Genomic DNA, 13,651 nt, shown 5'->3' with positions numbered 1-13,651 from the left:
GGTGTTCGGCTGGACTTGAAATCCGGCTGCACAACGTACCGCTGAAGCACGAGGCGATTCTTTACCAACTGGAATGAACAAAAAGGGGAGATTTGGAGATGAAGAACTGGAAACGAATCGCAAGCTTGGGCTTGTTGGCCTTGCTGCTGGTGCTGGCTGCCTGCGGTAACAACGCAGTGAATCAAGGAACGGGGAACGTTGCGGAGGCGACGCAGCAGACGCAAAACGCGGGAACAAATGCTGAAGCGAATCAACCAGCCGCACAGGAGACGACTTATCCCTATACCGTAACGGATTCCACCGGCAAGGAGTTCACGTTTGACGCAGCGCCGGAACGAATCGTTTCGCTGGCGCCGTCAGAGACGGAAGTGCTGTTTGCTCTTGGGCTTAATGAACAAGTCGCCGGCGTATCCGATTTGGACGACTATCCGGAAGCGGTGAAGGACAAACCGCGGATGGGCGGATTCCAGGTGAACGTTGAAGCGATCGTGGCGGCGCAGCCGGATCTCATTTTGGCAGCTAGTCTCATTGATGAGGCGACGGTCAAAAGCCTGACGGATATGGGACTTCAAGTGTTCCAATCCAATCCGAAAACGATCGATGCGGTTATGGAGCATATCCAAACGATTGGCAAAATCACGAATCACCAGGCCGAAGCGGACGAAGTGGTCGGGAAGATGAAGCAGGAGGTCCAAACCGTTACTGATGCGGTGGGTTCGCTGAGCGAGGATCAGAAGAAAAAGGTGTACATCGAGTTTTCCCCAGGCTGGACAGTCGGTAAAGGTGAATTTATGGATGAAATGATCACGTTATCGGGCGGCATCAACGTTGCTTCCGAGGTTGAGGGATGGTCCGAGATTAATGAAGAGCAGATTATTCAAGCGAACCCGGATGTCATTTTGTATGCAAAAAGCGTAATTGACGAGAACAACAAGACGTTGGCTGACATCATCAAAGGCCGTTCCGGCTGGGACCAAATATCGGCTGTGAAGGAGAATCGGATCATTGCTATGGACGATAATCTGCTTAGTCGTACAGGTCCTCGCGTGACACAAGGGCTAATCGAAGTCGCCAAAGCGATTCATCCGGATTTGATCCAGCCATGACGCGCGGCAGATTAGCCGGATATGGGGCGGCGGGACTCGTTCTGCTAGCGGTGACGTTGCTGTTCTGCATCGGCATTGGCTCTGTCTATGTTCCGGCAGGGGATATTGCGGCCATCCTGCTGCATCGGCTCCCGGGTCTTGGCCGCTTGATTACGCCGGACTGGGGCGCTGCGGCAGAGCAAATCGTCGTGCAGGTTCGCTTGCCTCGCGTGCTGCTCGGGATGTTGGTTGGCGCTTCGCTCGCCGTGGCGGGCGCAGGCTTTCAAGGCGTGCTGCGCAACCCGCTGGCGGATCCCTTTACGTTAGGGGTATCATCAGGTTCGGCGATCGGTGCGGCTGTGCTGATTTTTTTCGGATGGCAGTTTTCGTTGCTTGGCATCTTTACGTTGCCTATGATCGCCTTCGTGACCGGGGCAGTTACGTTATGGATCGTGATCTGGCTGGCCCGGGAGAACGGGAAGCTGCCCATCGAAAGCCTGGTCTTGTCCGGCGTCGTGATGCAGTCTTTTCTAGGGGCGGTCGTGTCCTTTTTAACGGCGATGTCGAAAAAAACGATCAATGAGATTTATTATTGGACGATGGGCAGTTTGAGCTTGCGCGGATGGTCGTATACGGCCATCCTTTTGCCGTATTTGCTGGTGGGGGCCCTGTTCCTGTGGAGCCGGGCCAAGCATTTGAACCTGCTGGCTCTTGGTGAACGTCAGGCTTCCCACTCCGGGATGGCTGTGGAACGGACCAAACTGGCCGTGTTGCTCGTCGCCACGCTGATGACGGCAGCTGCGGTGTCGGTGTCCGGGGTGATCGGATTCGTAGGTCTGGTCGTTCCGCATATGATCCGACTGATCACCGGACCGAATTACCGCCTAATCATCCCGCTGTCCGCGCTAGGTGGGGGGATATTCATGATGTGGAGCGACCTGGCCGCCCGCTCTCTGCTGGCCCCTACAGAAATTCCGCTGGGCATCGTCACCGCGTTTGTGGGAGCGCCTTTCTTTGGGTATCTGCTGTACCGGAAGAAAAAGCAGAGAGAGGAGGAGCTGCGTTGATCGAGGTGCGGGGAGTTGCGAAGGCGTTTGGTCGCCTCGAAGTGCTGAACGAAGTGGATTGGCGGGTCGGCCGCGGCGAGCTTTGGGGATTGATCGGTCCAAACGGCAGCGGCAAAACGACCCTCCTGAACCTAATCTCAGGTGTGGAACAACCGGATTCCGGCGCGATTGCGCTGGAGGGGCGTCCGTTGACGGCCTACTCCCGCAAGGAACTGTCGCGTAAAGTCGCCGTTCTCCAACAGGACGGGCTTCCGTCCGTCGCGTTCACGGTTCGCGAGGTCGTAGAGATGGGCCGATTCGCCCATCAGGATTGGCGCGGCAGGGAGATAGGTGGGGCGGAGGCCGGCCGCCGCCTCATCGACGGCATTATGGAGCGCCTCGATTTGAAGGAGCTCGAGCATCGTCCGTTGGGCGTGCTGAGCGGGGGGCAGCGGCAGCGGGTAGCGCTCGGGAAAGTGATGGCCCAGCAGCCCGAGCTGGTGCTGCTTGATGAACCAACGACCTATTTGGACTTGCGCTACCAGATGCAGTTTATGGAGATGGTCGCCGATTGGCAGCGAGAAGCGGGGCTAACTGTCGTTTCGGTCATGCATGATCTGAATTTGGCTGCGTTGTTTTGCAGCCATCTTCTTGTCATGAGCGGAGGTCGGATCGTGGATCAGGGGGCGCCGGAGAATATTTTGTCGCCGGAGCTGGTCGCCGAGGTGTTTGGGGTTCAGGCACATCAAGTGCCTCATCCGGACTCAAACGTTCCGCAGCTGCTGCTGCGTCGGGAACGGTCGTGAGTACCGGCTGCTATGGCGGCGTGAGAAGTGCAAGAACGCTGATGCGTAAGATGCGTAATAATGAAAGGGGAATGCATGATGGGATACGATTCAATAGGACAACTGACACAAGCGATAACCCCGCTGGACGAAGTCGCGATGGCGGCGGCCCGCGCCCATGTGGACCGTTTGACGAAACCTCCGGGGAGTCTCGGGAAGCTGGAAGGATTGGCCGTGAAGCTGGCGGGCATCACGGGAGAGGTCCAACCCGCGTTCCGGAAACGTTCAGTGATCGTCATGGCGGCGGATCACGGCGTCTGTGAGGAAGGGGTCAGCGCATTTCCGGCCGAAGTGACTCCGCAGATGGTACACAACTTTTTGGCTGGAGGTGCGGCGGTGAATGTGCTGGCGCGTCAAGCTTCGGCTGACGTCGTTTGCGTGGATATCGGGGTTAATGCAGAGTTATCGCATCCGTCTCTTGTTCAGCGGAAGCTGCGTTACGGAACCGGGAACATGGCCAATGGACCGGCGATGAGCCGAGAAGAAGCCGAAGCCGCTATCCGAGTGGGGGCTCAAGTCGTCGATGACGCGGTATCCCAAGGCGTTCGAATGTTCGTTACCGGGGAGATGGGCATCGGCAACACCACAGCTAGCGCTGCGATCATGAGCAGTCTGACTGGAGTTGTGCCGCAGCAAAGCGTTGGACGCGGGACCGGAGTCAACGATGAACGACTGCGGCATAAGATCGCCGTCGTGGAGCGGGCGCTGGAAGCAAATCGCCCCAATGCGGACGATCCGCTGGATGTGCTGGCTAAGGTGGGCGGACTTGAAATCGCTGGATTAACCGGCGTTATCCTGGGGGCCGCCGCCCGGCGCTGCCCGGTTGTGATCGACGGATTTATTTCGACCGTCGCTGCGTTGCTCGCGGTGCGCATGAAGCCGGAGTCAGCTGGGTTTCTGATCGCTTCGCACGTCTCTCACGAGCAGGGACACCGCGCGCTCCTGCAGGAGCTCGGGCTGAACCCGATGCTGGAGTTGGACATGCGGCTGGGTGAAGGCACGGGCGGCGTGCTGGCGCTGCATCTCATCGACGCGGCTTGCCGCATCGTGGCCGAGATGGCGACGTTTGAGAGCGCAGGCGTCGCAGATGGCGGGCATGGCGGGGATAACGGGGAGATCGCACGATGAAGATCCTGGTGACCGGCGGCGCCCGCAGCGGCAAAAGCACGTTCGCCGAACGCTGGGTGATGAAACAGGCAAAATCGGCCGGGTATGTTGCGACGGCGCAAGCGTTTGACGATGAGATGAAAGCCCGGATCAACCTGCACCGTCTCCAGCGGGAGCAAAGCGGGTTTGCCTGGACAACACATGAAGCGCCGCTTGGTCTGGCCAATCTGCTGTACGAGCTGAGTGAGCAGCCCGTTATAACAGGAGAGAAATCGGCATCGGAGGTCGCTAGCCCGATCGTGCTGGTCGACTGTCTGACCCTGTGGCTGTCGAACGTGCTCCTGGGCGCAGGCGATGGTCAGGATACCTCCGACAGCGTGCTGGCGCGAGAAATCGAGCAGCTGATCGCCGCAATCGAAGCTTTCCCCGGTACGCTGGTGATGGTGACCAACGAGGTGGGCAGCGGCATCGTACCCGAGTATCCGTTAGGTCGGCAATACCGGGATTGGGCAGGGCTGCTGAACCGGACAATAGCGTCAATTTCGGATCAGGTCTTTCTGGTCACTGCCGGAATCCCCATCGAATTGAAAAGCCGGGAGTATCGCTTATGACCGAATCGAAACGCGATATTAATCCCCGGAGTGCCAAGTCCGGCGTCCTGCAACCGTTGCTGGCCGCATTCCAATTCCTGTCCCGCTTCCCGGTTCGGGCCGAACTGGAATTTACGCCGGACCTGTTGCGACGCAGCACCACTTATTATCCGCTTGTGGGAGCGGCGATCGGCGTCGCCGTCTGGGTAGGGGGCTGGCTCGCCGCCTGGCTGCTTCCGCCGCTTCCGGCAGCCATACTCGCCTTAATCCTTTGGGTCTGGTTAACCGGAGGGCTGCATCTGGACGGTTGGATGGATACGGCTGACGGATTGCTGAGCTACCGGCCACGCGAGAAGATGCTAGAGATTATGAAAGACAGCCGGGTTGGCGCAATGGGCGTGTTGGCGTGTGTTCTCTTGCTCTTATTTAAGGCCTCGTTGTTGGCACCCCTCCTCCAAGGAGATAGGCTGACAACGGGGCTCGCGTTGCTGATGGCCCCTTTATGGAGCCGCTGGTTTATGAGCCGTGCGATGTTTCGATGGCCGAAGGCTCGGCAAGGTGAGGGATTAGCCGCGCAGTTTCACGGCTTTGGTGAGCGGGATGCCTGGGGAGGCACTATGATGGCGGTTACGCTTACGGTCATGGTGCTGCTGCTAACCCTGCTCCTGTCGCTGAGCGGAGCTGACGAAACCGCATTGCTTCGCTCGCTATTATATATCGTTGCGGCGCCTTTGATTGCCTGGGCAGCGGGCACCTGGGCGGCCCGTCGGATCAGTGCCAAACTGGGCGGTTTGACTGGGGATACATACGGTGCGCTTGGTGAAGGGCTGGAGGCTGTCCTGCTTCTGCTCGCCGTGTTGATTTTGCGGTAAGGCCTAGATGTTAATGTCATAGCAAGTCCGTGTCCCAACCGAGGTTTTGCACCATTATCCCTTAGGCTCAGGGTGCTAATAACGATAACAATACAAGGGCCCCCACCCTTAATGAAAGGGATAATCGGGCAAAGCAGCCTGCAGAGGAACAAATCTCACGATTCGGAAAGGAGTGGAGGCTAAAGTGAACAAAAGGCTTGACGAGTTTGAAGTTACTGGCGCAGATTCTGATGCCCCGGCTCCGGCCAGCGCGTTGCTGATGATCCAAGGCACGGCATCGGACGTGGGTAAAAGCGTCATCGTGACGGCATTATGCCGTATTTTCGCGCAGGACGGGCTTCATCCAGCTCCGTTTAAGTCGCAGAATATGGCTCTGAACTCCTATGTTACACCAGACGGATTCGAAATCGGTCGGGCGCAAGGAATCCAGGCGGAGGCTTGCGGGATCGACGCCACCACGGACATGAATCCGGTGTTAATCAAGCCAACGGGTGAGATGCATTCGCAAATCGTCGTTCACGGGCGTCCTTACCGGCATCTCAGCGCATCGGACTATCGCGAGGAGTTCCTGCCCCATGCCAAATCGCTGGTGGTGGAAGCGCTTGGAAGGCTGCGCGAGAAGCACGGCATCGTCGTCATGGAGGGGGCTGGCAGCCCGGCGGAAATCAACCTGAAGCAGCGGGATATCGTCAATATGAATTTGGCTGAGTGGGCGGATGCTCCGGTCATTTTGGTCGGCGATATCGACCGTGGCGGCGTATTTGCCTTTCTCGTCGGCACGTTGGAGCTGCTGGAGCCGCACGAACGAGCTCGAGTCAAAGGGTTCATGATCAACAAGTTCCGCGGCGACTTGTCCCTGCTGCAGCCCGGGCTGGATTGGCTGGAGCAGCGGACCGGGATTCCTGTGTTAGGCGTGCTCCCATTCCTGCCAGATCTGGATATTGAAGCAGAGGATTCCGTTGTTCTGGATACTTATGTCCCCCGCTCAGAGAAGGCTGCCGGTAAGGTGCTGGATATCGCGGTCATTCGTTACCCGCGAATTTCTAATTTTACCGAATTCGCACCTTTGGCTGCTGAACCGGATGTGTCACTGCGTTACGTGAGTAAACCTTCGGAACTTGGACATCCGGATGCCGTGATTTTACCGGGAACCAAGGATACGATCGGGGATTTAACATTCCTGCGGGAGCAAGGGCTGGAGGGAGCAATTTGCAGTTTGATCGAAGGGAATACCCAAGCCCAGCTTGTCGGCATTTGTGGTGGGTATCAAATGCTGGGAGAGCAATTGCATGATCCAGACGCGGTAGAATCCGGACAAGTGAGAACGGCGATAGGAATTGGTTTGCTACCTTTAACAACAACCTTCATTCCGGGCAAAAGGACCGTTCGCGTTTATGGCCAAACGATAGACAACCTGCCAGTTCCGCTGCATCTTTCGGATCGTCGATTGCCGATAGAAGGCTATGAGATCCATGCTGGCGAGACCCAATTCCTTCGGGACATCAGTCCTTTGTTTATGTTACAAGCCGAAGGGATGGAGCCAAGGCAGGGGGGAGCGGAGGACGTCCCGCATCCGGAAGGCGCAGTCCGAGCCGACGGGAGAGTGTTCGGAACGTATCTACACGGTTTGTTCCACAATGATACCTGGCGGCGCGCCTGGCTGGATGGGCTTCGTACAAGCAAAGGACTGGAACCTTTGGGCACCACTTTTGCGTCCTTCTCGCGGAAGGAGGAAGCCTTCAACCGGCTGGCTGATGTAGTCCGCAGCCATTTGCGGATGGACCTGGTCTACGAAATTTCCGGAATTCGGCCGAGCGCGGAAGAAGGTAAGCTTTGACAAATCAGGCGATTCTAAGGTAGCATGATAGTACGCTTAATTTTCGATGAGTAAAGTCGAAAAGCGGGGGAACCATTTTTTGGGGCGAATCGTTGCTAGTTTTAACGTAGGGAACCATCTTTCCCGAGCCCGTCAGCTAACCTCGTTTGCAGTGGATGGGTCATCTTAAATATGTTCAGTCATCAACTAATGACCCTGTTTATTTGAGCGGGGTCTTTTTGTGCTTCTCAAGGGATATGACCCGAGCATTCGGCGGAGTACTCGCATTCACTGCAAGGTTTCCCGCTACCGCTACTTCTTTACGCATCGATCCCATTTAAGGAGGAGATGATTATGGCAAATCCGAAGTACATCACCGACATCGCCAAGGTGAGCGAATTGTCCGAACAGGAGCGTCAGGAATTGAAACCGATTACAGACAAATTCGTCTTTCGGGTAAATGATTACTATTTGAATCTGATCGACTGGAACGATCCGGAAGACCCAATCCGCAAGCTGGTGATCCCGAATACGGGAGAGCTTAAGGAATACGGGCGTTGGGACGCTTCCGACGAGGCGACGAACTATGCGGTTCCCGGCTGTCAGCACAAATACCGGACGACCGCTCTGTTGATCGTCTCCGAGGTTTGCGGCTCCTACTGCCGCTATTGCTTCCGCAAACGCTTGTTCCGCAACGATGTGAAGGAGGCGATGTCGGATGTGACGCCCGGCATCGAGTACATCGCTCAGCATCCCGAGATCAACAACGTCTTATTGACCGGCGGTGACAGCCTGATCCTGGCTACGAGGAAGCTGCGTACTATACTCGAACAGCTGCGAGCCATTGAACATGTGAAAATCATCCGCCTCGGCTCGAAAATCCCCGTTTTTAATCCCATGCGCATTTATGAAGATCCGGAGCTGCTGGATCTGATCAGGGAATTCTCCACCGTAGACCAACGTATTTATGTCATGGCGCATATCAATCATCCGCGCGAAATGACCCCTGAGGCCAAACGAGGCTTTCAGGCGTTGCACGACGCCGGGGCTATAGTGGTCAATCAAACGCCGATCCTCAAAGGCATTAACGACGATGCGGCCGTGCTTGGCGAATTGCTGGATCGGTTGTCCTGGGCAGGCGTCACACCCTATTATTTCTTCATCAACCGGCCAGTTGCCGGAAATGCCGATTTTGTCATTCCGCTGAAAAGGGCGTACCAGCTGGTTGAGGAAGCGAAGGCCCGCACTTCGGGCCTGGGCAAGCGCGTGCGCTTGTCGATGAGTCACTCTTCGGGAAAAATCGAAATCCTCGCAATCGAAGACGGCCAGGCTTATCTCAAATATCATCAGTCGCGAGACAATGATTACGGCAAGTTCATGATTTTGCCTTGTCCGGACGAGGCTGCTTGGTTCGATGACCTGCCGGGCAACGAAGCCTACTGGAGGAAACCGGAGCGGAGGCAAGACGAAGCCGTCTCCTTCAACGAAATGTCCGTTACCGGGTAAAACAAAACGTACCCTGACCGCCGGCTCCGTAAAAGGGAGGCGGTAAGGGTACGTTTTTTTCTCTAAACTCCGGTTAAATCCGGAATTTCGCAATCGATTCTTGCAGCGACAACGCCTGTTCATGCAGCGAACGAACTGTTCGGGCGTGGCTTTCCATTTCACTGAGCTGCTGCTGCGAATATTCGGCGATTTGCTCCATATTGGCCAACGATTTAGCGGTAATATTCGCCGACTCTTCAACGGAAGCGGTCACTTCCTCGGTTCCGGCGGACACCTCCTGCGTGGATGCCGAAACGGATTGGATCGTCAAGTTGACGTTCTGAATGAGTTCCGTCAATTGTTCGAAGGCTTGTCCGGCTTGCTTCACGCGCTCGGTCCCGGAGACGATTTCCTCGCTAGCGCGCTGCATCGCGCTGACGGAATTTTCCGATTCTTCTCGAATGCTGAGCAGATTCTCCCCGATTTCCTCCATCGCCAGGCGGGATTGCTCGGCCAGCTTACGAACTTCCTCCGCTACGACAGCAAATCCTTTCCCGTGCTCGCCGGCCCGTGCGGCTTCGATCGCTGCGTTGAGGGCCAAAATATTGATTTGCTTCGTGATTTCGGTAATCGTTCCTACAACGTTCGAAATCGATTCGGAGCGATCGTTTAACGTGCGAATATGCTCGAGCGTCCGATTGGCTGCATCTTCCACGTTCTGCATTTGCATCACGGCCGTCTGCGCCAACGTATTGCCGGTGCCAGCTTCATCGGCAGCTTGTCCGATCCGTTCGGTGACTTCGCCGGACGAAGCGGCGATATGCTGCACGCCTTGCGAAATTTCTTCCATCGCCCGGGCGTTTTCAGCTGCGGCGGAGGCAATCGTGATGCTGCCAGTCTCGATTTCCCGAGTGGCCGCACCCGAACGCGAGATCAAATCCTCAAACGTTATAACCGATCGGGACAAGTCTTCCGAGCCGCCTACGACCGCGTGAGACGTTTCCATGACAGCGGCGAACATGTCCTTAAGCTGATTGGTCATTGTCCGGAAACTGCCGGCTAGTTGGGCAACTTCGTCATTTCCCTTCACCTCGACCGTTTGGCGGAAATCGCCGCCGGCCATTTTTTCCGTAATCGCCACCAGTTTCTTGATCGGTTTTGTGATTCGCGCGCTGACAAAGTATGCCGCCGCCATTCCCGCGATAATGACGAGCAGGGTGATACCGATACATATGTATAAAATCTGGTCCTTCTTCTGATCGATGAAGGTGGCGTCAAGGCCTACGGCCAACATCGCTTTGCTGCCGGGGATCGCGATAAAGGCTGTTTTGTGCGAGCCGAATTGGTCGGAATATAACTCGCTGATTTGTACCCCGCCTTTAGATGCCTCGGACATGGCCGGTTGGAGATCCAACTTGTCACCCGGTTTCATGCCGGAATTTTCGTTCGCGGCCAAAACGGCAGCGCCATCCTCTTGAATCTGGAGCAGATAAGCAGTGCTCAAATTGAAGTCCTTGGCACTTTTCGTCAAATACGTCTCCACCGTAAAACGTGAATTATCTTTCCCACTAAGTAATTGCAGGGCTTGGGTCGTATCTAGCCGCTTGAAGATATCCTGTGTACTGGTCTGCAGCACCTTGTCGAACTGCGGCAGCACATTTTGATTAATGATCCCCATTGAAATGTTATAAAAGCTGACGCTAAACAAAAGAGATGATACGACAATGATCACCGCATAGGTACTCATAAGTCTGCGGCTAATGGAGCGATTAATGACCTTGAACACGAAAATCCTCTCCGTTCCCCTTAAATAATGGATTTTATCGATGCATGTGACCGAACCTGGGGTTTCTCTTTTTTTTAACCAATGGTTCATAAGAATCATTTTATAGGAAAAAATGTCCTTTGAAAACGAAAAAGTCGTACTTTTTTTGGTTTTCGCAATAATTTTCATGAATAATGTACTAAATCTATCGGAAAAAAAGAAAAAAAGAACCTTGCGGCACATTCGCGACCGCAAGGTTTCTCAATAAAATAAGATGACATGATGTGTTAGATATAAGTTAACTGCTTGGGATATGCCGTTAGCACTTCCACGCCAATTGCGGTAACCAGAACATCATCTTCGATGCGAACTCCTCCGAGTCCTGGCACATAAACCCCTGGTTCAACGGTAAAGACGTGGCCCTCCGCCAGCAAAAATTCATTCTCCCCATGAACGGAAGGGAACTCGTGAACGTCGATCCCGAGCCCATGCCCAAGCCGGTGGATAAAATAAGGACCATAGCCGGCGGCTTCGATGACTTCGCGGGCGGCGCGATCGATGGAGGCGAAGGTGACGCCTGGCTTGATGGCGGCGATCGCCGCTTTGTTGGCGGCAAGCACAGTCTCATAAATGCGTACCAGTTCGCCGGAGAGCTCGCCGACTCCGAAGGTACGGGTGATATCCGAAGCGTAGCCGTCCGCATAAACGCCGATGTCAAACATAAGCAAATCGCCGCGTCGGATCAACCGATCGCCGGGAACCCCGTGCGGTAGGGCCGTCTTTTCACCGGACAACACCATCGAGTCAAAGGAAGGGCCGTCCGCGCCAAGCTTGCGGATTTGATACTCCACTTCGGCGACGAGTTCGCTTTCGCTCACGCCTTCCTTCACTTTCCGGAGCGATTCGCTGAGCACCTGTTCGATCAAATGTACGGCATGCTTGATTTTGCCGACCTCTCCCGAGCTTTTGCGTACCCGCATATCTCGGAGCCAAGGTCCTACATCCATATATCTGGAGAACGTAAGCTTCTCCTGCATGCGCTCAAAGTTAGCCACGGATACCTGCTCTTTCTCGAAGCCGATCGTTCCAAGCGCGCCAGTCAGCCGCTGGCTAAGGAGAGCATAAGGATCATCCGTATCGCCGTGAGTGAGAATTTCCGTAAGGTCAGCCGCTTTGCGGGCCGCTTCCTCATCGAGTGCCGGGACAACTAGGAAGGGCTCGCTTCCAGCTTGGAGGACGGCGCCGAGAAAGCGTTCATGCGGATTACTCAAAAAGCCCGTTAGGTAATACACATGCTTCGGATCTGTAATTAGCAGCGTGCTAACGCCGGATTCGCGCATTTTGCGTTCTAATTCGGTCCATTTTTCATTCATTTTGAAAAAACTTCCTTTCGTTCGATCTCTTGTTTCATTATAGGACAAAGCGAAATTTTATCAAAATGTTTACTTTTTAGATATTTTCAATAAAATAGAAAGAGGTCATATATTCAAATTTGAATAAGAACGAAGGAGAGAAAATATTGGTTGCAGAAAAGAAAGATCATACGCGCCTCATCCTAGTCGGATTGATGCTCGCGATTTTAATGTCGGCGATGGACAACACGATTGTCACGACGGCGATGGGGACAATTGTTGCCGATCTCGGCGGGATGGAGCAGTTCGTTTGGGTGACTTCAGCCTACATGGTCACGGTCATGGCGGGGACGCCGATTTTCGGCAAGCTGTCGGATATGTACGGTCGGAAGCGCTTCTTCCTGTTTGGCATCGTGATGTTCCTGCTTGGATCTATACTATGCGGACTTGCCGGCAGTATTGTGCAACTCAGCATCTTCCGGGCGATCCAAGGGATCGGCGGGGGCGCGCTGATGCCGATTGCGTTTACGATCATTTATGACATCTTCCCAGTGGAGAAGCGTGGGAAAATGACCGGACTGATGGGCGCTGTATTTGGTACGTCCAGTATTTTCGGCCCGCTGCTGGGTGCCTTCATCACGGATGCGCTGAGCTGGCATTGGGTATTTTACATCAACGTGCCGATTGGGATCGTATCTCTGGTGATGATTATCATCTACTATAAGGAGTCGCTCACACACGCGAAGCAGCAGATCGACTGGGGCGGGGCGTTTACCTTGGTCGGAGCAGTGGTGTGCCTGATGTTTGCGTTGGAGCTGGGCGGTGAGAAATTCGCGTGGAATTCTGGCGTTATCCTGGGCTTGTTCGCGGGATTTGCCGTGCTCTTCGTTGCGTTCTTGCGGCTCGAAACGAAAGCGCAGGAGCCGATTATTTCATTTGATATGTTCAAAAACCGGCTTTATGCGACTAGCTGTTTGCTGGCTTTATTTTACGGGAGTGTATTTATCGTCGCTACGGTGTACATCCCGATCTTCGTGCAAGGGGTATACGGCGGTTCGGCGACCAACTCCGGCATTATTCTGATGCCGATGATGATCGGCTCGGTGATCGGAAGCATGCTGGGCGGGATGATGGCTTCGCGCATTCCTTACCGCACGGTGATGGCCTTGTCGGTCGTTTGCTTCGTCGGTGGGATCTTTGCGTTAAGCACGCTGACAAACGATACGTCTCGTTTACTGCTTACGGTATACAGTATTCTAACGGGCTTTGGCGTAGGATTCTCCTTCTCGGTGCTTAGCATGGCGTCCGTACATCATTTCGACATGCGGCAGCGTGGAGCGGCGACGTCAACGAACTCGTTCCTCCGTTCCCTGGGGATGACGCTGGGGATTACGATCTTTGGCATCGTGCAGCGCAACTTGATGTCGGGGGCGATGACGGACGCGTTTGCCGGGATGGGACAAGGCGGGGCGAATTTCGGGGATACCCGAGAGGCGCTAAGTCCGGAGAAAAGGGCGCTGATTCCCCCAGAGATTTTGGATAAAATCACCGAGGCGTTGTCCTCTTCGATCGCCCACACTTTTATGTGGGCACTGGTTCCGACCGTCTGCGCGGTCTTGGTCGTGATCGCGATGCCAAAGGACCGGATTGAGCGTGCGGCAGTCAATCCTTCGAACCAGCAGGGGTAA

Annotated in this window: 11 protein-coding genes and 1 riboswitch; of the genes, 9 read left to right on the top strand and 2 right to left on the bottom strand. The window is 55.0% G+C overall.

The window, feature by feature from the left end; translation table 11 throughout:
- Positions 1 to 98 precede the first annotated feature (98 nt).
- The 8 genes from KJS42_RS04605 to KJS42_RS04570 all read left to right on the top strand — a co-directional run bounded on the left by KJS42_RS04605 (position 99) and on the right by KJS42_RS04570 (position 8,867).
- Positions 99 to 1,106 (top strand): ABC transporter substrate-binding protein, encoded by a 1,008-nt coding sequence (locus KJS42_RS04605; RefSeq protein WP_213622067.1) that lies wholly within the window; start codon positions 99 to 101, stop codon positions 1,104 to 1,106.
- Positions 1,103 to 2,152, top strand: coding sequence for a FecCD family ABC transporter permease (locus KJS42_RS04600; protein ID WP_155607600.1), 1,050 nt, complete (start codon positions 1,103 to 1,105; stop codon positions 2,150 to 2,152). Before KJS42_RS04605 ends, KJS42_RS04600 begins: the two co-directional genes overlap by 4 nt.
- On the top strand, positions 2,149 to 2,937 hold the full coding sequence (locus KJS42_RS04595) for an ABC transporter ATP-binding protein (protein ID WP_213622066.1): 789 nt from the start codon (positions 2,149 to 2,151) through the stop codon (positions 2,935 to 2,937). The genes KJS42_RS04600 and KJS42_RS04595 overlap by 4 nt, the downstream gene beginning before the upstream one ends.
- Before the next feature lie 78 nt (positions 2,938 to 3,015).
- Positions 3,016 to 4,104, top strand: a complete 1,089-nt coding sequence (cobT, locus tag KJS42_RS04590; protein ID WP_213622065.1) for a nicotinate-nucleotide--dimethylbenzimidazole phosphoribosyltransferase — start codon at positions 3,016 to 3,018, stop codon at positions 4,102 to 4,104.
- Entirely contained in the window at positions 4,101 to 4,694 is a 594-nt protein-coding gene (gene cobU / locus KJS42_RS04585) for a bifunctional adenosylcobinamide kinase/adenosylcobinamide-phosphate guanylyltransferase (RefSeq protein ID WP_213622064.1), read from the top strand. Before cobT ends, cobU begins: the two co-directional genes overlap by 4 nt.
- A complete protein-coding gene (gene cobS / locus KJS42_RS04580) occupies positions 4,691 to 5,545 on the top strand; it encodes an adenosylcobinamide-GDP ribazoletransferase (RefSeq protein ID WP_213622063.1) in 855 nt (284 codons plus the stop codon). Before cobU ends, cobS begins: the two co-directional genes overlap by 4 nt.
- Positions 5,546 to 5,804: 259 nt before the next feature.
- Positions 5,805 to 7,382: a cobyric acid synthase gene (locus KJS42_RS04575; RefSeq protein WP_213622126.1), complete on the top strand. Its 1,578-nt coding sequence runs from the start codon at positions 5,805 to 5,807 to the stop codon at positions 7,380 to 7,382.
- Positions 7,383 to 7,405: 23 nt separating this feature from the next.
- A riboswitch (cyclic di-AMP (ydaO/yuaA leader) is annotated at positions 7,406 to 7,548 on the top strand.
- A gap of 167 nt (positions 7,549 to 7,715) precedes the next feature.
- On the top strand, positions 7,716 to 8,867 hold the full coding sequence (locus tag KJS42_RS04570) for a KamA family radical SAM protein (protein WP_213622062.1): 1,152 nt from the start codon (positions 7,716 to 7,718) through the stop codon (positions 8,865 to 8,867).
- A gap of 73 nt (positions 8,868 to 8,940) precedes the next feature.
- Here KJS42_RS04570 and KJS42_RS04565 read toward each other — a convergent pair whose 3' ends face one another.
- Both KJS42_RS04565 and KJS42_RS04560 read right to left on the bottom strand, forming a co-directional pair.
- Positions 8,941 to 10,632 (bottom strand): methyl-accepting chemotaxis protein, encoded by a 1,692-nt coding sequence (locus tag KJS42_RS04565; RefSeq protein ID WP_193415464.1) that lies wholly within the window; start codon positions 10,630 to 10,632, stop codon positions 8,941 to 8,943.
- 266 nt (positions 10,633 to 10,898) lie between these two features.
- A complete protein-coding gene (locus KJS42_RS04560; protein ID WP_213622061.1) occupies positions 10,899 to 11,984 on the bottom strand; it encodes a M24 family metallopeptidase in 1,086 nt (361 codons plus the stop codon).
- Between the two features lie 146 nt (positions 11,985 to 12,130).
- On the opposite strand from KJS42_RS04560, the gene KJS42_RS04555 reads away from it, so the two are divergent.
- The gene (locus KJS42_RS04555) at positions 12,131 to 13,651 is read left to right on the top strand and encodes an MDR family MFS transporter (RefSeq protein WP_280516396.1); all 1,521 of its coding nucleotides are present in this window, start codon (positions 12,131 to 12,133) and stop codon (positions 13,649 to 13,651) included.

Source organism: Paenibacillus sp. J53TS2 (assembly GCF_018403305.1).
Classification (GTDB): Bacteria; Bacillota; Bacilli; order Paenibacillales; family Paenibacillaceae; genus Fontibacillus; species Fontibacillus rhizolycopersici.
This window is presented reverse-complemented; position numbering and strand designations above follow the sequence as displayed.